Origin of the sequence: Pseudarthrobacter sp. 1G09 (assembly GCF_050038305.1) — a bacterium.
GTDB classification, from domain to species: Bacteria; Actinomycetota; Actinomycetes; order Actinomycetales; family Micrococcaceae; genus Arthrobacter; species Arthrobacter equi.
On the sequence record NZ_CP188306.1, the window covers coordinates 228,027 to 247,067 of the forward strand.

17 protein-coding genes and 2 tRNA genes are annotated in these 19,041 nt (G+C 65.4%); 7 read left to right on the forward strand and 12 right to left on the reverse strand.

Annotated features, from left to right (window positions below; translation table 11 throughout):
- Window positions 1–8 precede the first annotated feature (8 nt).
- Window positions 9–84: transfer RNA gene (locus ACP3TD_RS01055), tRNA-Ala, on the forward strand.
- Between the two features lie 92 nt (window positions 85–176).
- Window positions 177–1,115, forward strand: coding sequence for a DMT family transporter (locus ACP3TD_RS01060; RefSeq protein ID WP_426764927.1), 939 nt, complete (start codon window positions 177–179; stop codon window positions 1,113–1,115).
- A 19-nt stretch (window positions 1,116–1,134) separates the two neighbouring features.
- Here ACP3TD_RS01060 and ACP3TD_RS01065 read toward each other — a convergent pair whose 3' ends face one another.
- Window positions 1,135–2,010, reverse strand: coding sequence for a glycosyltransferase (locus tag ACP3TD_RS01065; protein WP_056080232.1), 876 nt, complete (start codon window positions 2,008–2,010; stop codon window positions 1,135–1,137).
- Window positions 2,011–2,148: 138 nt separating this feature from the next.
- Complete coding sequence (locus ACP3TD_RS01070) at window positions 2,149–3,135, reverse strand: hypothetical protein (RefSeq protein WP_426764928.1); 987 nt, start codon at window positions 3,133–3,135, stop codon at window positions 2,149–2,151.
- Window positions 3,136–3,290: 155 nt separating this feature from the next.
- Between ACP3TD_RS01070 and ACP3TD_RS01075 the strand changes: the two genes are divergently transcribed.
- A complete protein-coding gene (locus ACP3TD_RS01075) occupies window positions 3,291–3,836 on the forward strand; it encodes a peptidylprolyl isomerase (RefSeq protein WP_091716956.1) in 546 nt (181 codons plus the stop codon).
- Window positions 3,837–3,845: 9 nt separating this feature from the next.
- Window positions 3,846–4,724 (forward strand): rhomboid family intramembrane serine protease, encoded by an 879-nt coding sequence (locus ACP3TD_RS01080; RefSeq protein WP_426764930.1) that lies wholly within the window; start codon window positions 3,846–3,848, stop codon window positions 4,722–4,724.
- Window positions 4,725–5,516: 792 nt separating this feature from the next.
- Here ACP3TD_RS01080 and ACP3TD_RS01085 read toward each other — a convergent pair.
- Together ACP3TD_RS01085 and ACP3TD_RS01090 are read right to left on the reverse strand one after the other, a co-directional pair.
- Window positions 5,517–6,125: a DNA-3-methyladenine glycosylase I gene (locus tag ACP3TD_RS01085; protein WP_426764932.1), complete on the reverse strand. Its 609-nt coding sequence runs from the start codon at window positions 6,123–6,125 to the stop codon at window positions 5,517–5,519.
- Window positions 6,126–6,173: 48 nt separating this feature from the next.
- Window positions 6,174–6,425 carry a cell division protein CrgA gene (locus ACP3TD_RS01090; RefSeq protein WP_091716962.1) on the reverse strand — a complete coding sequence of 84 codons (252 nt, stop codon included), beginning with the start codon at window positions 6,423–6,425 and terminating at the stop codon, window positions 6,174–6,176.
- A gap of 164 nt (window positions 6,426–6,589) precedes the next feature.
- On the opposite strand from ACP3TD_RS01090, the gene ACP3TD_RS01095 reads away from it, so the two are divergent.
- Together ACP3TD_RS01095 and ACP3TD_RS01100 are read left to right on the forward strand one after the other, a co-directional pair.
- Window positions 6,590–7,372 carry a class E sortase gene (locus ACP3TD_RS01095; protein WP_426764934.1) on the forward strand — a complete coding sequence of 261 codons (783 nt, stop codon included), beginning with the start codon at window positions 6,590–6,592 and terminating at the stop codon, window positions 7,370–7,372.
- Between the two features lie 169 nt (window positions 7,373–7,541).
- Entirely contained in the window at window positions 7,542–8,183 is a 642-nt protein-coding gene (locus ACP3TD_RS01100; protein ID WP_426764935.1) for an aminodeoxychorismate/anthranilate synthase component II, read from the forward strand.
- A gap of 55 nt (window positions 8,184–8,238) precedes the next feature.
- On the opposite strand, the gene pknB is transcribed toward ACP3TD_RS01100, so the two are convergent.
- The 7 genes from pknB to ACP3TD_RS01135 are packed head-to-tail and all read right to left on the reverse strand — an operon-like array spanning window position 8,239 to window position 17,716.
- On the reverse strand, window positions 8,239–10,188 hold the full coding sequence (pknB, locus tag ACP3TD_RS01105; protein WP_426764936.1) for a Stk1 family PASTA domain-containing Ser/Thr kinase: 1,950 nt from the start codon (window positions 10,186–10,188) through the stop codon (window positions 8,239–8,241).
- Between the two features lie 12 nt (window positions 10,189–10,200).
- Complete coding sequence (locus tag ACP3TD_RS01110) at window positions 10,201–11,949, reverse strand: protein kinase domain-containing protein (protein WP_426764938.1); 1,749 nt, start codon at window positions 11,947–11,949, stop codon at window positions 10,201–10,203.
- Window positions 11,946–13,406: a peptidoglycan D,D-transpeptidase FtsI family protein gene (locus ACP3TD_RS01115; protein WP_426764940.1), complete on the reverse strand. Its 1,461-nt coding sequence runs from the start codon at window positions 13,404–13,406 to the stop codon at window positions 11,946–11,948. Before ACP3TD_RS01115 ends, ACP3TD_RS01110 begins: the two co-directional genes overlap by 4 nt.
- Complete coding sequence (locus tag ACP3TD_RS01120; protein WP_426764942.1) at window positions 13,403–14,791, reverse strand: FtsW/RodA/SpoVE family cell cycle protein; 1,389 nt, start codon at window positions 14,789–14,791, stop codon at window positions 13,403–13,405. Before ACP3TD_RS01120 ends, ACP3TD_RS01115 begins: the two co-directional genes overlap by 4 nt.
- Window positions 14,788–16,491 (reverse strand): PP2C family protein-serine/threonine phosphatase, encoded by a 1,704-nt coding sequence (locus ACP3TD_RS01125; protein ID WP_426764943.1) that lies wholly within the window; start codon window positions 16,489–16,491, stop codon window positions 14,788–14,790. Before ACP3TD_RS01125 ends, ACP3TD_RS01120 begins: the two co-directional genes overlap by 4 nt.
- 2 nt (window positions 16,492–16,493) lie before the next feature.
- Window positions 16,494–16,976: an FHA domain-containing protein FhaB/FipA gene (locus tag ACP3TD_RS01130; protein ID WP_045731270.1), complete on the reverse strand. Its 483-nt coding sequence runs from the start codon at window positions 16,974–16,976 to the stop codon at window positions 16,494–16,496.
- Window positions 16,973–17,716: an FhaA domain-containing protein gene (locus tag ACP3TD_RS01135; RefSeq protein ID WP_091716975.1), complete on the reverse strand. Its 744-nt coding sequence runs from the start codon at window positions 17,714–17,716 to the stop codon at window positions 16,973–16,975. The genes ACP3TD_RS01130 and ACP3TD_RS01135 overlap by 4 nt, the downstream gene beginning before the upstream one ends.
- A gap of 374 nt (window positions 17,717–18,090) precedes the next feature.
- Between ACP3TD_RS01135 and ACP3TD_RS01140 the strand changes: the two genes are divergently transcribed.
- Window positions 18,091–18,173 (forward strand) — tRNA-Leu (locus ACP3TD_RS01140).
- A gap of 124 nt (window positions 18,174–18,297) precedes the next feature.
- Here ACP3TD_RS01140 and ACP3TD_RS01145 read toward each other — a convergent pair.
- A complete protein-coding gene (locus ACP3TD_RS01145) occupies window positions 18,298–19,026 on the reverse strand; it encodes a FadR/GntR family transcriptional regulator (RefSeq protein WP_426764944.1) in 729 nt (242 codons plus the stop codon).
- Window positions 19,027–19,041: the final 15 nt, after the last annotated feature.

Below are 19,041 nucleotides of genomic sequence, written 5' to 3' on the forward strand. Positions count from 1 at the left end.
CTTCTTATGGGGGCATGGCGCAATTGGTAGCGCACCTGCTTTGCAAGCAGGGGGTTCGGGGTTCGAGTCCCCGTGCCTCCACCATAAGAAAGTCCCGGTCCGCGGAAACGCGGACCGGGACTTTTGCTTTGTCAGCCTTGTCCCTGTTGGTGGCCATAGCGTGAGGGGGTAGTGCGGTGACCCTGTTCATTGCAGCCATGGGTGTCCTGGGAGTTGCATCGTCCGGGCCGCTGATCGCAGCCACCCTCGGAGCTACCAGCGTCAGTGCCTTGGCCATCGCCTTCTGGCGCAACGCCATCGCAGCGGTAGTGATGGCCGGTCCCACCCTGGTCCGCGAGCCGCGCAGGTTCGGCAGAATCACCGGACGGGAGTTCCGCTGGTCCCTGCTTGCCGCCGTCGCCCTCGCACTGCACTTCGCCTGCTTCATCACCTCCCTCCAGCTCACGTCCGTGGCCGCCGCTACGGCCCTCGTCTGCCTGCAGTCGGCCTGGATCGCCATCTTCCAGCTGCTGCGCGGCACTAGGCACCGCTGGCAGGTGCTGGCAGGGCTGGGGATTGCGTTCGGCGGGGTCGTTGCCATCACTGGATTCGACATGGGGTCCTCGCCTGAAGCTCTGCTGGGTGACATGCTGGCCCTGGCCGGCGGAGCATTGGCCGGCCTGTACACGCTGGCGGGTGGCAAAGCCCGGCAGAGCATGACCACCGGCACCTACACAGCGCTCTGCTACGGCATGTGTGCCGCCCTGGTGGCGGTGCTCGCTTTGGCCACCGGGCAGCCGCTCTCCGGGTTCGACGCCGGAGGCTGGCTGGGGATCCTCGCCATCACCGTGTGCGCCCAACTGGTGGGGCATACCGCCTTCAACCACCTCCTGGCGACCATGAGCCCCCTGCTGGTCTCGATGATCATCCTCCTGGAGATTCCCGGCGCGGCCCTCCTGGCGTCCGTGTTCCTTGGTGAGACCCTGCCGGCGGGTACCTACGCCGGGCTGGGCCTGATCATGGTGGGGCTCGCCGTTGTGGTGGCTGGGCAAAGGTCCGGAAGGGCACGGCTCCGCGGCAAGCCACCCGGCTCCGAACCGCCGTCGGACCGGATCGCGGAGCTCGGTACGGACTAGGGACCTGCCAGGGCAGGAGCTACTGGCCGCCGCGCCGGACCGGTTGGGCCGTGTTAACCGTGTGGATGGCCCGCAACAGCTTGGCGGGAAAGTAGACCGAAAAGAACACCACCATGGGTGCCTTCAGCGCCATCTTCTTGACGTTGTGCGCCTTGTACGTGCGGTCGAACCGGGTGACGTAGTAGCGGTAGTCCCGCGGGGAGTCCTCAAGGCGGCGCGCGGACATCCCGGACACCATCTGCGGGCAGTACTGGACCTTCAGGTCGTGTTCGGCCAGATGCAGGGACAAATCGATGTCCTCATGCATCTCGTCTTTCTCATCCCGACACGTTTCGGCACGGATGGTGTTCCACGCGGTGGACCGCAGCGCCATGTTGGAGCCGAACAGGAAGTGGTACTGGTGCTTCGCCAGTTTCAGCATGAGCTGGCGCATCTTGTCGTCGGCCTTCAGCCCGAAGCGCCGCATGGGCATGTCGTAGTACACCACCGGACCGGTGGCCGCCTGCACCGAGTGGTCCTGGAATGCCCTCTGGACCTGCTCCACCCAATCCGGCTCCACCACCGAGTCCGCGTCGATCCGGCCCAGGACGTCCCCGGTGGCATGGTCAAGGCCAAAGTTCCGGGTGGGGATGAGTCCCTGCTCCCTGTCCTGCGTCAGCAGCAGGATGGGACTTTCCGGATACTCCAGCTGCATCTGCCGGACAATGGCAGCGGTCCGGTCGGTGGAGAGGTTGTCCACCACGATGATCTCGTGCGCGGGCACGGACTGGTAGATGGCAGCGATGAGGCACTGCCGGATGACGCTCTCCTCGTTGTAGGCCGGGATCACAACGGACACGCGGGGCAACTCGGCTGCGTCGTTCAAGGGATCCCCAGAGGATTGATCGGCTGACATCAATCCAAATCTAGCATTGCTGCCCTCCCTGTCCGGGAGCACGCAGGCACCCCCAAACAGCGTCGCGGCTTCCGGAAACAACGGCAGGGGCCCCATTCCGAAGAACGGGACCCCTGCCGTGGACCTGCTGGACCGGGATCAGGCCTGTGTGGCGCCCTTATCCCCGTTGTGGATGCTGTTGGCGATGTTGCGGGTGGCCGTCTTTGCATCGGTGGCCACCTTGGGAGCGGCGTCGGATGCATCTTCGGCAACGTGCTTGGCCTTGTCTGCTGCGTCCTCTGCCTTTTCCTTGGCCGCATCAGCGGATTCGGATACCTTGTTGGCGCCGGCGGCAGCGAAGGAGCCTGCTGCATCCGATGCCTTTTCGGCGGCGTCGGCGGTGGTCTCCTTTACCTCGTTGACCGTGGTGGCCGGAACCGGGGCGGGCGTGGGGGTCACGGGAGAGGGCGTCTTCCACGGATCCTCGACGGGCTTTGAGGCCTTCCAGGCAGCAACTCCGGCAGCGACTGCGGCGGCGATAACGCCGAACACCAGCCAGCCCCGCTTCTTCTTGGGCTCCGGCTGGGCCAGCTGGATGCCAACGCTGCGCCCGGCCTCGGCAGCAGCTGCCTTCAGCTGGCTGCCGGTGGCCTGCGCCTGCTCCTGGATGGAGTGAACGATTCCGGCGTCACCCAGCCGCTGGGCTACGGCGTCAACGCGGGCCGGAGCTCCTTCGAGCGTGCGGTGCACGGCCTCCGATGCGACGCCGAGTTGGTCCGAGAGCCTGGGCAGGTATTCAACGACGACGCGGTCGCGCGCGTTGAGGACCACGGGGGTGGCCTTGTCCAGTGCCTCGTGGAGCTTGGGTGATGCGTTCTCGACCACGTCATTGATCCTGGGCGCCAGCTGCGCCAGGCCGTCCTGGAGGCGAGGGGTCACGGTAGCCACGCCGTCGGCAAGGTTATGGGCGGCGGACTTCAGCCCCTCCTGGATTTTGGGTGACGCTGTGTCCAGGCCGTGCTGCAGGCGGGGAACCGCCCAGTCAACAGCGGCTTCCACACGGGGGGTTGCCCAGTCCTTGGCATTTTCCACGGCATGGGTGACCGACTGCTCAAGGTCACGGGCAATACGATCAGACTTCTTCACAACTACCTCCCGATTAATGTGACGGTTCTGTGGTTAGCCTACGTGCCTGAGACTTCACGGGCTATTCACTCTGCGGATTTTAGGGCGATTTCACCCAGCGCGGAACTGGTACAGGGGCCGCCAACGTCATAGTCCGCCATGGAAGAATGGGCCCTATGACTGCCATCGCAACCGCAAAAGCAACCATCCACACCAGCCTCGGCGACATCGTGGTAAACCTCTTCGGCAACCACGCGCCCAAGACCGTCAAGAACTTCGTAGGACTCGCCACGGGCGAGCAGGACTGGACCCACCCGGAAACGGGCGAGGCCAAGACCGGCACCCCGCTCTACAACGGAACCATCTTCCACCGCATCATCAAGGACTTCATGATCCAGGCCGGCGACCCGCTGGGCCGCGGCACCGGTGGCCCCGGCTACCGCTTTGATGACGAAATCCACCCCGAACTGAGCTTCAACGCACCGTACAAGCTGGCCATGGCGAACGCCGGCATCCAGATGGGCAAGGGCACCAATGGTTCCCAGTTCTTCATCACCACCATCCCCACCGACTGGCTGCAGGGCAAGCACAGCATCTTCGGTGAAGTGGCGGATGACGAATCCAAGAAGGTCGTTGACGCCATTGAGGGCGTCCGCACCGGCATGGGCGACCGCCCGGTGGAGGATGTCACCATCAACAGCATCGATATCGAACAGCTGTAATCCCGCACCATGAGTTACGGAATTCCGTCGGTCGAGCCGTCCGCCCAGGTCCCGGTGTGCCCCCGGCACCCTGACAGGCCCTCCTACGTGCGCTGCCAGCGGTGCGGGCGTCCCGCATGCCCCGACTGCCAGCGGGCGGCCGCCGTCGGATTCCAATGCGTTGACTGCGTCAACGAAACAAGCCGTATGACGCCGGAAGTCCGGTCCGTCTACGGCGGCGCCGTTGCCACGGGCAAGCCCATGGTGACGTTCGGGATCATCGCCGCCTGCGCAGTGCTGTACGTCCTGCAGTGGATCATCCCCAACGACGCCGTCTACCAAAGCCTTGGTTTTGCCAACATCTACGCCGAACCGCGGTACGGCGAGTTTGAGCCGTGGCGGATGCTCACGGCAGCATTCCTGCATTCCCAGGGATTCATCCTGCACATTGCATTGAACATGTACATGCTATGGATCTTCGGGCAGGCACTGGAGCCCCTCCTGGGCCGTATCCGTTTCCTCGCGGTGTACCTGCTGTCCGCCCTGGGCGGTTCAGTGGGGTATCTGCTCCTCACTCCCCTCTACGTTCCCGGCCAGCCCTTGTACGGAGTGGTGGGCGCCTCCGGTGCCATCTTTGGCCTCTTCGGTGCCATGCTCCTGGTGCAGCGCCAGCGCGGCGGGGATACGCGGCAGCTGTGGATCCTGATTGCCATCAACGGCGCAATCGGCTTCCTGGTCCCGCAGATCGCCTGGCAGGCCCACCTCGGCGGGCTGGTTACAGGCGCCCTGTGCGCCGCCGTGATCGCGTACACGCCCCGGGGTCAACGGCGGGGGCTCCTCCAAGCCGCAGGCCTGCTCGCGGTCCTGGCCCTCCTCGCAGCAGCAGTATGGGTGCGCGTCTCTATCTGATGCAGCCTGCACGGGCCCGACGTCCGAAACCCCCAGCCTCTGTGTGGAGACTGGGGGTTTTCTTTATCCACAGCCCTTATCCACATTGTTAGTAACTTACAAGCGTGTAGTTCAGTCTGGCGAAGCTCTGCAACCGCCTGCTCACACGGCTGGGGCAGTACAGAGTCGGATTTTCTCCACATCTGTGGATAACTGCTGGGGATACGGTTGTGTTTAAGTGGAAAAAACCGCGGATGCAGGCCATCGCTGTGGATAACCCCGGCAAAACGAGTCCCAGCGGGCCATGTGGGACCGGCTGAACGCCGTCTTTCAACAGCTTTTGCACACTGTTAATAAGTCACAAACTTGTAAGTCCGCAAAGAAGATCCCCCGAAACGGCGCGGTTCGGCGTCATTCATGGGCTCCCACAAGCGCGGAATCCACAGCTGTGGATAAGTTGTGGGTATCGCAGTGTTGGTAAGTGGAAAAGCCGCCGGTCCAGCTACACGCCCGCAAAAGCGGTCGCAGGACTCCGGTTCCCGTACGTGGCACCGGGGATAGAGCCCGGTGGTCCTGTGGGTACCGGCCGGTAACTCCGGGGGGGCGGTTTATCCACAGGGTATTCCACAGTGTTAATAACTGCATCCTTGGCGCGGGTTTCCGTGAAAGCCCGGCCTCCGCGGGGGTTGAGGGCAGGGGGAAGAGTGGATCAACGGTTATCCACACTGTGGATAACTTTCCCCACAGGCAAAAGCGCCGGAGGCAACAAAACCCCCGCTGCCGATCTCCGGCGACGGGGGTTTTGGATCAAATTCAGGAAGGGTGTGGCCACACGCCTGAAGAGCCCCGGCGGTGGCTGTCCACAAGATGTGTGTCTACCATGCCGATGGCCTCCATGAGGGCGAACATGGTGGTGGGGCCCACGAAGGCGAACCCCTTCCGGCGAAGGGCCTTGGACAGTGCCACGGATTCCACCGACTGTGTGGGGATATCCGTGTGCACCAAAGGTTGTGGGGTGGTGGGAGGCTGGAACCCCCAGACGAAATCCACCAGGCCGCCCTCTTCCCGCAGCGCGATGGTGGCGCGGGCATTCTTGATGGTGGCAACAATCTTCAGCCGGTTCCGGACAATGCCGGTGTCCTGCAGGAGGCGGTCCACGTCGCCGTCCGTGTACAACGCCACTGCATCGGGGTTGAAGTCGGCGAAAGCGGTGCGGAACGCCGGCCGCTTCCGGAGGATCGTGGCCCAGGAGAGGCCTGCCTGGAAGCCCTCCAGGCAGATCCGCTCGTACAGGCCGTGCTCATCCCGGACGGGCAGGCCCCATTCCTGGTCGTAGTACGTCCGCATCAGCGGATCCGTCGAGGCCCACGCAGGACGGGCGAGGCCGTCGTCGCCCACTATCAGGTCAGCACCTGGCGTCATGCCCGGCCCTTGTCAGGAACAATTGCGGCGGTACGTGGCCGGCATGGTTCAGGAGCGCCAGCGGGTGGTCATCATGAAGCCCACGATCGCGATGCCGAAGCCGGCCACGATGTTCCAGGAGCCCCATGGCTGGACTGGAAAGCGGCCCTCGCTGATGTAGAACGTGATGATCCAGAAAAGGCCGATAATCATCAGCCCGAACATGACCGGCTTGAACCACACCGGATTCGGCTTGTAGGCGGCCGGCGCGGCCTTCTCGGCGGTGCTGGCGGTCTTCTTACGGGGCTTTGACTCGGGCACTGGCTCTCCTTGGCGGCTGTCAAGCGCGGCGTCCCGGGCTTGATATCCTGCAAGAAGGAAATTGCCAGCGGTCTGCTCGATCTTGGTCAATTCTTACTAGCAGCCAATTCTAGCCGGAGTTCCGGGGCCGCCGGTGCCCAGCGGAACCGCCCCGAGGAGAGCGCGTGGTATTGCAGGAGAAGGCGAGGCCCGCCGCCCCGCCCACTGCCGGCGTCGTTATCCTTCGCGGTGTTGTACAGGTGGCCGGCGAGCTGCTCATCACCGCCGGAGTGATCCTCTTACTGTTCGTGGCATGGCAGCTATGGTGGACCAACGTTGAATCCGATGCCAAGCAAAGCGAAGTCATCAAGGAATTCGCCCAGGATCTCGGCGCTGTGCCGGCTCCGGCCCCCACAGGCCCGCCCGCTGAAGGCGAGGATTTCGGTGAACCCGTGGTGGGTGCTGCCCCCGGACACGCCGGAACCATCGGCATCATGTACATCCCGAGGTTCGGCCCCAATTACACGCGGCCCATCGTGCAGGGAACCAGCCAGGATGTCCTGGACACCCTTGGCCTGGGCCACTACGACTCGACTGCCATGCCAGGGGCCGTAGGAAACTTCGCCGTTGCCGGCCACCGGCAGACCCACGGGGCGGTGCTGGACAACATCCACACGCTGGTGCCGGGAGACAAGATCTACGTCCAGACCAAGGACGGCTATTACACCTACATTTTCCGGAACAACCAGATCGTCATGCCCTCGCGCACCGACGTCCTGGCCCCGGTGCCCACCCTCCAGGGCGTGGCCCCCACGGAAAGGTTCCTCACCATGACCAGCTGCAACCCGCGGTTCGGTGCGGAGGAACGCATCATCGCCTACGCCCTGATGGACAGTTGGCGCCCCGGCTCGGCCGGACCGCCCGCCGAAATAGCCGCGCAGGTGGCCGCAGCGATCGGGAAGGGCTGAGTATGTACGGCTGGATATTCCGCCACCTCCCGGGGCCGCTCTGGCTGCGGATTGTGACATCAGTGGTGCTGTTGGCGGCCGCACTGGTATTGATGGTCCAGTTCCTGTTTCCCTGGATGTCCGAGTACACCCAATTCACTGACTCAACGATTGGTGCAGCAAGCCAGCCATGACTACAACCAAGATCCTCGTGGTGGATAACTACGACAGCTTTGTCTACACCCTGGTGGGCTACCTCCAGGAGCTCGGAGCCGAGACCACGGTGGTCCGCAACGACGACGTCACCCTCGCCGAAGCAATCGAACTTGCCGGCACGCGAGACGGCGTTTTGGTGTCACCGGGCCCCGGCAATCCTGCCGAGGCGGGCATCTGCATTGAACTGATCAAGTGGTGCGGTGAAAACAGCGTCCCCATGTTCGGCGTGTGCCTGGGCCACCAGGCATTGGCAGAGGCCTTCGGCGGGACTGTGACGCACGCTCCTGAGCTCATGCACGGCAAGACCTCGCAGGTGGAACACATCGGTACCAGCGTGTTTGCCGGCCTCCCCTCCCCCATCAGCGCCACGCGCTACCACTCCCTGGCTGCAGTCCGTGAGTCCATCCCGGATGTCCTGGAAGTCACCGCACAGACGGCGTCCGGCGTGGTCATGGGGCTGCAGCACCGCACGGCCCCGCTGTGCGGTGTGCAGTTCCACCCCGAATCGGTCCTGACCGAAGGCGGCTACCAGATGCTGGGCAACTGGCTCGAATCGCTGGGAATGGCCGGCGCGGCCGCGCGGGCAGCCAAGCTGAGCCCGCTGATCCAGCACTGAGCCGCCCGATCCACGGCATGAACCGATGGTCCGGATCATCCCGCCGGGTTTCCGGTTAGCCCCGGTCCCTGCTGCCCTTGGTTGAGGTGGGGGTGGGCGTCGGAGTGGCGGTGGGCGACGGCGGCGGCGGTGCCTTGGCCACCACGAGGGTGATGGTTTTTCCCTGCTCCACTGCGGCATTGACGGCGTCGCTCTGGTCCGTCACCCGGCCCGCCTCAACCTGGCCGTTTTCCGCCTCGACGACGTTCGGCACCAGGCCCAGGTCCTTGAGCGCTGCTTCCGCTTCCTCGCGGGTGCGGCCGCGGAGCTCGGGAACCGCCACCTTGCCGGTGGAAACGACCAGTTCAACGGTGGTACCCACCCCTACGCTTTGCCCCGGTGCGGGACTGGTGGTGATGACGATGCCGGCGGGCACGGTTGCACTGTTGGCCGTGGTGGTTGACGGCGCTCCCACCAACCCCACCTGGCGCAGGACGTCTCGTGCCGCGGCCTCCGTGGAACCCGGGATGGTCTCCGGGATCTTCACGGCGCTGGGACCCTCGGAAATGTTCAGGATCACCTCTGCGCCGGGATCGAGTTTCTGGCCGGACACCGGGTCGGTGCCGATCGCGATGCCCTTGGGTACGGCGTCGCTCTGTGAGCGCGTAATCTTCGGCTTCAGGTTGGCGTTGTACAGCTCCTGCAGGGCTGCCGACTCTGTCATGGAGGCCACCACCGGGATGTCCACCTTCGGCGGTGGCGGCGCAGGCCGGTTCACCACGCTGTAAACCCACAGGCCGCCGCCGGCAAGGATGAGCACGGTGAAAATCACCAGGGTTGCAATCCACGCCCGACGCCGGGACTTCTGCCGCGGGGAAGGCTCGCGTTCCGGGGAGAGGCCAAGCGGCAGGGGCGGAGCGTCGGCGGGCTCGTCCGCAACGCTCAGCGGTGCCCGGGTGCCGGCGTCGTCCGCGCCCGTGACGGCGAGGCGGCCGGTGGGGGCATCGTCGAGGAAACCGGCGCCCGCGGCGGCAGCGAAGGCCTCCGTTGGTGGGCTGTCCGGTGCCGGCACATGGTCGTTGGGGTCCGTGGGGGCTTCGGAGGCCGGTACGGCGGGCACGGCAACGCCGGACCGGGCTGCACGGAGCGCGCGCTGGAAGGCTGCTGCATCCTGGAACCGGTCGTCACGGTTCTTTTGCAGCGCCTTGGCCATGACGGTGTCGAGCGCCGCTGAAACCTCGGGGTTAATGCTGCTGGGCGGCGCCGGAATTTCCCGGACGTGCTGGTATGCCACGGAAACGGGGCTGTCACCAATGAACGGCGGCCTCGAGGTCAGCATTTCGTAGAGCAGGCAGGCAGCCGAGTACAGGTCGCTGCGGGCGTCAACAGTTTCGCCCCGGGCCTGTTCCGGCGAAAGGTACTGGGCTGTGCCCACCACGGCCTGCGTCTGGGTCATGGTGGCCGAGGAGTCTGCCATGGCGCGGGCGATCCCGAAATCCATCACCTTGATGGAATTGGTTGCCTTGCAGTACATGACGTTGGCGGGCTTGATGTCCCGGTGAACGATGCCGGCTCGGTGGCTGTATTCGAGGGCGCCGAGAACACCCAGCGTGTAGTCGATTGCCTGGCCGATGCTGACGTCCTTGGCCCGGATCAGGTCCCGGAGCGTTTTGCCGTCCACGAACTCCATCACGATGTACGGCAGCCGGACGGATTCCTCTGAACCGTCGTGGACCTGCTGTTCACCGGTGTCGTATATGGCCACGATGGACGAATGGTTCAGGGCGGCGACGGACTGCGCCTCACGCTTGAATCGGGCCTGGAACTGGGGATCCCGGGCCATATCAGGCCGCAGGATCTTGATGGCTACCGTCCGCCCGAGCCTGGTGTCCGTGCCGCTGTATACGTCCGCCATGCCACCGCGTCCAATGAGGCCGCCGAGCTCATAGCGGCCGCTCAGGACACGCTTATTGTCCACCGGGACATTGTCCTCCCGGTGGAGCGGTGCGCGCGATGACTCGTTCACGTTCAGGTCCGTTTACCGTGCGCAGGTGGGCGGGGTGCCCGGCTCCTGGCCGGTGGAACAGGTGGGCAGGGGCAACTGCGGGGAGGGAGCTGACTGTGCGGTGGTGGGAGCCGTCGCGGTGGGCGCCTCCGACGTGGGTGCCTCGGAGGTGGGGGCAGGTGGCGGCGCGATCGCATAGGTGACGGTGATGGTTGAACCCGCAGGGACGGGGCCCGTGGGGTTCAGGTCGAGGACGGTACCGGGATTTTCGGAGCTCTCCTGCTGGACGCCATTGACCACCAGACCCAATGCGGACAGTTCCGACTGGACCTGGCGGTAGTCCTTGCCCAGGTATGCGTCCGGGATCACATTCACGGTTTCCTGCGTGGGCGTAGGCGTCGGGGTGGGCGTATCACGCGTCGGCGTCGGGCTGGGTGCCTGCGATGTCCTGGTGGGTGTGGCGCTGGCGGTCTTCGGGCTGCTTGAGGTGGCAACCGACGTGGGGCTGTTGGACGGCGAGAACACCCCCATGTTGTTGAGCAGGAAGCCCACCAGGGCGAACAGGACGAGCAGGATCAAGGCGATCAGGGGCCACGTCCACGGGCTGCGGCCCTTGCGCCGCGGCTCATCGGCCGGCTCGTCGTCGTACGTGGCCTCTTCCTGGTCCCAGTTACGCTCGGCGGCCAGCGCGTTGGCGCGGGCCAGCGGTCCCTGGGGTGCGTTGCCGTCCCCGGCGTCGCCATCAGCAGCGTTCGCGGCGGCAGCACCGGCGGCACCGGCAGCGGCCCCGGCTGCGGCGGCCCCCACCACCGGGAGCGCGGAGGTGGCTGCGGGTGAGGAATCCCGCTGCGCACCGATCACGCCGGTGGGTGCGGTGGCCGTATCCACGGGTGCGGTGATGGGGCCGGTGTCCGGTGCGTCGAAGAGCAGCATGCCGGGTACTGCGGCGCGGGCCGCGCCGACGTCCCCGTTGCGGATGGCTTCAGCCGCCTCGGCGAGCTTGATGGCGTTTGCCGGCCGGTTCTTGGGGTCCTTGGCCAGCATGGACATCAGGAGCGCGCGGACCGGTGTGGGCAGCGTCTCCGGCAGGGGCGGCGGTGCGTCATTAACCTGTGCCAGGGCGATCGCGATCTGGGACTCGCCGGAGAAGGGCCGGTGGCCGGTCAGGCACTCGTACCCGATGACGCCGAGGGAGTAGATGTCCGAAGATCCCGTGGCGGTCTGTCCGGTGGCCTGTTCCGGCGCCAGGTACTGGGCGGTGCCCATGACCTGGCCGGTCTGGGTGAGCGGCACCTGGTCGGCCAGGCGGGCGATGCCGAAGTCCGTGACCTTTACGCGTCCGTCCGGCGTGATGAGGAGGTTGCCGGGCTTGATGTCGCGGTGCACCAGGCCTTGGGCATGCGCGACAGAGAGCGCCCGCGCGGTCTGGGCCATGATGGACAGGGTGCGGTCCGGCGACAGCACGTGTTCATGCTCAATGATGCTGCTGAGGGGCTGCCCGGGCACCAACTCCATGACCAGGTAGGCGGAGCCTTCCTCCTCGCCGTAATCGAAGACGTTGGCAATCCCCACGTGGTTCAGGAGTGCGGTGTGGCGGGCCTCCGCGCGGAACCGCTGCAGGAAGCCGGGGTCCCCGGTGTATTCCTCCTTCAGCACCTTGATCGCGACGATGCGGCCGAGGACGAGGTCCTTTGCTTTCCAGACTTCGCCCATGCCGCCGATCGCGATCCGCGTGGTCAGCTGGAATCTGCCGCCGAGGGTGATTCCGGTTGTAGGCCTCACTTATTCAACACCGCCTCAAAAATTTTCTTCGCGTTAGGACTGGTCAGCTGTGCTCCGGTGGAGATGTCCACGCCCTCCATGGCGATGGTGACACTCACCTGCGGGTTGTTTGCGGGGGCGAAACCGGTGAACCAGGAGTTGTTGGTGCCGTTGCCCAGCTCCGCGGTTCCGGTCTTTCCCGCCACCTGGATACCCGGGACGCCTGCGCGGTTCGCAATTCCTTCGCTGACCGCACTGACCATCCAATCGGTGATTTGGTTGGCGATCTCCGGCGTAGTGGAGGTCCGGAGCTGCTCGGGCTGCGGCTCATCGATGACCCGCAGGTCCGGGGAGCGGAGGGTCTTGATGAGGCTTGGCCGCATCTGCACGCCGTCGTTGGCTATCGCTGACGTCATCATGTTGATCTGCAGCGGGGTGGCGCGGACATCCTTCTGGCCGATTGCCGACTGGGCCAGGCCCGGGGCGTCCAGTTCATTGGGGAAGCCGTCACCGCGGGCGTAGCCGATCTTGAGCTGGTCTCCCAGGTCCTCGCCGAAGCCGAACTTCTGTGCCTGCGAAGCAATGGCGTCGCGGCCCAGATCAAGGGCGATGCTCGCGAAGGGGGTGTTGCAGGACTGCTGCAGGGCAAACGCGAAACTGGCGGTGTCCCTGGTGTAGCAGTTGCCGCCGGCATAGTTGGGAAGCCGGTAGGAGATACCGTCGAAGGGCATTTCGGCCGGGTTGGGCAGGACACTGTCCGCGTTGTACTTCCCGGAGGCAAGGGCCGCGGCCGTGTCGACCAGTTTGTACACCGAGCCCGGGGCCAACAGCTCACCCGTGGGGCCGCTGACATTCTGGTTCAGGTTGATGCCAGGCACCTTCAGTAGCTCGTTGATGTTGGCGCTCTCCGCCTCGGGATCCTGGACGGCCACCTTGTTGGGATCGTAGGACGGCTTCGATGCCATGGCCAGGATGGCACCCGTTTTTGGATTCGTGACTACGATGGATCCGCGCTGGCCATCAGGAATCAGGCTGTAGGCAAGCTCTTGAAGCTGGGGATCGATGGTCAGTTCAACGGAGGCGCCCTTGGGCTGGTTTCCCAGGAAGAGCTGGCCCACCCGGTCCAGGAAGAGCTGGTCGGAGTCACCGGTGAGGACTTCACCCATGGCCCGCTCCAGTCCGGTGGCGCCGTAGTTCTGGGAGAAGTACCCCGTCATGCCGGCGTACAGTTCCGGCTGCGGGTAGGTGCGCTGGAACTTGCAGGTTTCGGAACCCGTTTCCACGGACTCGGCTACCGGGGCTCCGCCCACGATGATGGCGCCGCGGTCGCTGCAGTAGTTTTGCAGGATGGCGCGCTGGTTCAGGGGGTTGGCCTTCAGTTCATCGGCGCCCACCACCTGCACGAAGCTGAGCGCGCCGAAGAGCAGGGCGAACATGGCAACCGCCGCTATCCATGAGTGTCGTATGGCCTGGTTCATGCCTGCTTCACCGCCTCGGTTGGAGTGTCAATGCCTGTAGTATCTGCGCCCTTGGACGGCGGCAGCGGAGTGGTGTCCACCGGGCCGCGGGCTGTGTGCGAAATCAGCAGCAGCAGCCCCACGATGATCCAGTTGGCCAGCAGGGAGGATCCGCCGGCCGCCAGGAACGGCGTGGTGAGGCCGGTCAGTGGAATCAGGCGGGTAACGCCGCCGATCACCACGAAGCACTGGAGGGCCACAGCAAACGAGAGGCCGCAGGCAAGGAGCTTGCCGAACGCGTCCCGGGTACCAAGCGCCGCCCGGAAACCGCGGGTCACCAGCAGCAGGTACATGAGGACGATGGCGAAGATACCGATCAGTCCCAGTTCCTCGCCGAGGGATGCAATGATCATGTCGCTGTTGGCGAAGGGAACGAGGTCCGGCCGGCCCTGGCCCAGTCCGGTGCCCACCAGGCCGCCGTTGGCCATGCCGAAGAGACCCTGGATCACCTGCCGGCTGCCGTTCTCGTAGACCTCGGGAGTGAAGGCGTTAATCCAGCCGTTGATGCGCTGCTCCACGTGGGAGAACACCCGGGAGGCAACGAAGCCGCCACCGAGGATCAGGGCAAGGCCGATCACCACCCAGCTGATCCGGCTGGTGGCCACGTAGATCATGACGATAAACAGGCCGAAGAACAGGACCGAGGAACCGAGGTCCCGCTGGAAGATGAGCACGCCGATGCTGACCAGCCACGCCGCGATCATCGGTCCCATGTCCTTGAACCTGGGGAACTGCAGGGGGCCGATCTTGCGGCCGGCCAGCAGGATCAGGTCCCGGTTCGAGGAAAGATACCCCGCAAAGAATATGGCCAGGGTGATCTTGGCGACCTCGCCCGGCTGGAACGTCATGGGGCCGAGCCGGATCCATACCCGGGCACCCAGGATTTCCCCGGCGCTGATGCCGGGAACGAGCGGCAGGACCAGCAGCAGGGCACTGGCGGCCAGCGAAATGAACGTGAAACGGCGGAGGATCCGGTGGTCTTTCAGAAACCAGATGACGGCAATGGCCACTGCCATGGCGATCAGCGTCCAGCGGAGCTGGTTGTTGCCGGTGTCCGCGCCCGGCGGATCCAGGCGGTGGATCATGGCCAGGCCGAGTCCGTTCAGCGCAACCACCAAGGGAAGCATAACCGGATCGGCATACTTTGCGCGGAAGCGCAGGACCCCGTGGAAAGCCAAGGCCGCTACCGCGAGCAGGCTCGACTGGAACCAGAAATCGGAGTCGAAGGCCTTTTCCTTGTCCACGCCAACCATCATGTTGGCGCCGATGCCCACGGCAAGGGCGAGGACCAGCAACGCAAGTTCAACATTGCGGCGCGGCTTCAGGGCGGTGCTGAGCTGGCTCACTTGGCTCCCTCGCAGTTGACGGTGGGGCTCGGCGATGGAGTGGGGCTGCCGGATGCGGGGGCTGCGGACGGTGGGGCCGCTGACGCCGTAGCTGACGGAGCGGGGGTGGTGGGAACAGGGGTGGGCGACGGCGATGCCGTAGCTGCAGGGCACTCCTCTTCAGGCGAGGTGGTGCCGGTAAGTTCGAGGTTCTTCACAATCCGCTGTGCGTCGTAGAGGTCGCTGGCGGGGACGGTCTGGCGGACCCGCTGCTGGGAAAACTGGGGAAGCGAATCCATCCGGATATCCGTCACGGTTTCCAGGCTGGAGAGCTGGATGGGGCCAAGCCGCTGGGAAACCCCGTTGAAGATGGCAACACGGGAATCGGACTCGCCCACGTAGTAGCGGGTCTGGGTCCAGGCATAGCCAAGCCACAGTCCAATACCCAGGACCACCACAACAGCTGCCGCCACGGACCAGGTAATCCAGCGGCGCGGCTTCAGCGGCATCAGCGTTTCATCGTCGTCATTAGCGGCCGCTTCAGCCTTATGTGTCAGAACTGTGGCGGCCCTGCGGGCCACGGTACGTCCGGCGATGGTGGGGATGGAACCGGACTCGGCGGCGGTTGCGGCGGCGCCCACCAATTCATGGGGACGCGAGGACAGTTCTTCGCGCAGGACTTCAGCGGACAGGTGCTCCCCGAGGTGGGGGTCGGTGGATCCCGGGTCCGGTGTCTTGTCTTCCGGGGGTCCGGAGTCGGGTTCGCTGCCGCCGGACGTCTTGGCATCAGCCGGCAGGGATTTGGCTCCCGGGTCCCGGGCATCCTTAGCGTCGGCATCGGGGGCTTCCGCGGTCCCCGCAGCCGGTGCGGCGGACGCGGCAGGCGCATCAGCGGGTTGGGTGGCCTGGGCGGCGGGAATGACCTCGACGGCGGCCGTGCTGACGTCGTCGGGCGTTTCTTCCGCGATCTCCAGCATGATGACCGTGACGTTGTCCGGGGAACCGGCCTCCAGCGTGAGGTCCACCAGGGTTTCCACGCATTCGCGGAGGTTCGGGGTTTCCTTGACGGTTCGCTCCACGGCGTGGCCGGCAACGTAGTTGAGGCCATCGGAGCAGAGGAGCCAGCGGTCACCCGGCCGGGCCTCCAACGTGTCCAGGTCCAGCTCGGGGCTGGCATCCACGTCACCGAGCACGCGCATGAGCACGTTCTTGTGCGGATGCGTTTCCGCTTCTTCAGGCTTGAGCCGGCCTTCATCGATCAGCCGCTGGACGAACGTGTGGTCCACGCTGACCTGTTCGAATTCGCCGTCCCGGAGGCGGTAGGCGCGTGAATCGCCGATGTGGGCGAAGTGCAGCTGGCCTTCAGCGAGCAGCAGCGCTGTCACGGTGGTGCCCATCCCGGCGAGTTTGGGATTGATATGGACCAGCTCGGACAGCAGGGAATTTGCTGTCTGGATCTCGTCGGCGAGGATAGTGCCGGCGTCGCCCTCATAGTCCGCACGGTCCAGGTGGATCATGTCCAGGACTGTGGCAGCTGAGGCGACGTCGCCGCCGGCATGGCCGCCCATGCCGTCCGCTACGACGGCCAGGTGCCGGCCCGCGTAGGCGGAGTCGTCGTTCTTGGAGCGGATCCGGCCGACGTCGGACCGGGCCGCGTAGCGCATGATGAGGGGCCGCGGCGCGGGCTGGGGCCCGGTTGCGGGGTTTTCGGGAACGGCCACAGCTACGGCCTCAATTCGATGACCGTCTTGCCGATTCTCACAGGTACGCCTGGCTCAACGGGCAGGGCACGGGTAAGTTGCTGGTCCGCAAGGTACGTGCCGTTGGTGGATCCAAGGTCTTCGATGAACCAGCGGCTGCCCTGCGGGAACAGCCGCGCATGGCGGCCTGAGGCGTAGTCGTCCTCGAGTACAAGGGTGGCTTCCTGGGCGCGGCCCAGCAGGACCGGGCTGGCGGCCAGCGGAAGCGTGGTTCCCTTCAGTGGGCCCTCCACCACCACCAGCTGCCTGGCCTGCTGCTTCACCGGCTGCGGCGGAGCTTCGGCGAGATCCGGGTTCTTGCGGACCTCACGGGCGGTGGGGGCTCCGGAGGCGGCCTTGCGGCCCACCATCAGGTCCCGGCGCATGGCGGAGACAATGCTGAAGATGAGCACCCACAGGAGCAGCAGGAAGCCGAACCGCAGCGCGGTGATGGTCAGGTCGCTCATGCGTGGCCACCAGGGTTGGCAGGAAGCAGGCGGAAGATGATCTTTGTCCGTCCCATCGTGATGGTGGAGCCGTCGGTAAGTTCAATGCTGCCCGAAACCCGCTGCCCGTTGACGTAGCTTCCGTTCGTGGAGCCCAGGTCCACGGCGCTGGTGGCACCGTTGGAAGTGCGGATCTCCAGGTGCCGGCGGGAAACTCCGGTGTCCTCCACGTGGATATCGGCCTCGGAGGACCGGCCCAGCACGATGGAGGGGGCGTTCAGTGAGTAGCGCTGGCCGTCGATGTCCAGGACCGGCTGCAGCCTGACGGGCTGGCGACTGGGAGCGGCTGGCACTGCGGGGCGCGACGGCTGGGCGCTGCCGTTGCCCTTGGACTTTTCGGTGGAGGAAGCGATCTCGAAGTCCCCGGCCCGGAGCTCGGAATCACGCCGGAAGGAAATGCGGACAGATCCCTGCAGCGTGTAGCCCTGGCTGCGGACGTGGTTGATGACGACGTCACAGAGTTCCTCGGCCAGCGGGGTTCCCCATTCCTGGGCCCGCTTGAAGTCGTCGTCGCTGAGCTGGACATCGAAGACATTCGGGGCGAGGGTGCGTCCGGCCGCGACGGTGAGGGCCTTGTGGTCCACTTCCCGGCGCAGCCTGCTGGCGATTTCGACGGGTTCGACCTGCGCCTTTGAGCCGGTGGAGAAGACGCCACGTACGGCCTTTTCGATGCCGCGTTCCACTTTGTCCAGCAGACCCATGGTTCTCCTCCTTTCCCTCCGGCTGAGGGGCAGTTCGCAGTCCGGAACTTCACCCGGCGTTCAGTAGACACTCGCTGGTATGGCTGCGCACGGCAGCCACTCCTACATCCGATACTACTGGGATGGCCTGCGAATGACCTTAATCCACAACGGCCCGCCGTCTTCAAAAGTTCGGCCCCCGGTGCCTCAGGTCCGTGGCGGAAAGGCCTTGAGCGCGGGTGGCCGGGCTCCGATGATTGGCGTTCTGCGGCCGGGTCCGAAGGGCCTCCAGCGCTCAATTGGTGTTTTGCGGCATGTGTCCGTTATGCTTGATCTCGCTGCTTTTACAAGACTGCGAATCGGGAAACCGGCCGCAGTGGCGTGGAAGAAGTTGCGCGCGAGTGGCGGAACGGCAGACGCGCTGGCTTCAGGTGCCAGTGTCCGAAAGGGCGTGGGGGTTCAAATCCCCCCTCGCGCACGCAATTGAGAAGAGCCCCGATCTGAGGATCGGGGCTCTTCTTGTTTTAAGCCGGACTCTGATCCTGCAGGTCAGAGCCTTGTTCGCGGATCCGGGCCCTGACGGCAAGGATCCGCGAACAGGCTTAGGACTCGGGCTTGGGCCCCGGCTCGCCGGACGGCCGCGCGGATGCCTTGAACCGGCGTCGGGAGTTGGCCAGGTGGCTGCGCATCGCCGCGGCGGCGGCAGCCTCGTCACCGTCAGCGATGGCGTCCAGGATGGACCGGTGCTCCTGGACCACCTGGTCGAAGTGGTCCCGCGCGTAGTGCTCGACGCCGGTCATCAGCCGGGTGCGCGGCATGGCAATCATCGTCTGGCCCAGTGCTGCGAGGCAGTCGGAGTAATACGGGTTGCCGGAGGCCGCCGCCACCGCGCGGTGGAAATCGAAGTCCGATTTCATGGCATGGGACGGGTGGCCCGCGCTCTCGGTGAACGCCTCCAGCGCAGTGCCCACAGCCCGCAGTTGCCGTTCCGTATGGTTGCGCGCCGCCAGGGCTGCGGCCTCCGTCTCAACGCCCATCCGGAACTCCAGCAGGTGCAGCCGGTCCTCGGTGGTGGCCACCGGACGGGCCCCGGGTCCAGCCTGGGGCCCGTCCGAGGGCGGCGTGAGGGCGAAGCTGCCGCGCCCCCGTTCGGTTTCCACGAGCCCTTCGGCCTGGAGCCTCGTCAGCGCAGCACGCACCACGGTCCGGCTGACGCCGAAGTCGCTGATCAGGGTGTTTTCGCTGGGAAGCTTCTCACCCGGCTGGATGATGCCGTCAACGATGCGGTTGCGAAGGTCGGCGGCGAGGTCCGCGGTGAGGTTCCGGCTCATGGCTCAAGGTTACGG

Coding starts and splice junctions, on each gene's coding strand:
- ACP3TD_RS01135 (WP_091716975.1), bottom strand. CDS start 17,716: ATGGGTCTGCTGGACAAAGTGGAACGCGGCATCGAAAAGGCCGTACGT.
- ACP3TD_RS01130 (WP_045731270.1), bottom strand. CDS start 16,976: ATGAGCGACCTGACCATCACCGCGCTGCGGTTCGGCTTCCTGCTGCTC.
- ACP3TD_RS01080 (WP_426764930.1), top strand. CDS start 3,846: ATGAGTTACGGAATTCCGTCGGTCGAGCCGTCCGCCCAGGTCCCGGTG.
- ACP3TD_RS01100 (WP_426764935.1), top strand. CDS start 7,542: ATGACTACAACCAAGATCCTCGTGGTGGATAACTACGACAGCTTTGTC.
- ACP3TD_RS01075 (WP_091716956.1), top strand. CDS start 3,291: ATGACTGCCATCGCAACCGCAAAAGCAACCATCCACACCAGCCTCGGC.
- ACP3TD_RS01115 (WP_426764940.1), bottom strand. CDS start 13,406: ATGAACCAGGCCATACGACACTCATGGATAGCGGCGGTTGCCATGTTC.
- ACP3TD_RS01145 (WP_426764944.1), bottom strand. CDS start 19,026: ATGAGCCGGAACCTCACCGCGGACCTCGCCGCCGACCTTCGCAACCGC.
- ACP3TD_RS01085 (WP_426764932.1), bottom strand. CDS start 6,125: ATGACGCCAGGTGCTGACCTGATAGTGGGCGACGACGGCCTCGCCCGT.
- ACP3TD_RS01065 (WP_056080232.1), bottom strand. CDS start 2,010: ATGTCAGCCGATCAATCCTCTGGGGATCCCTTGAACGACGCAGCCGAG.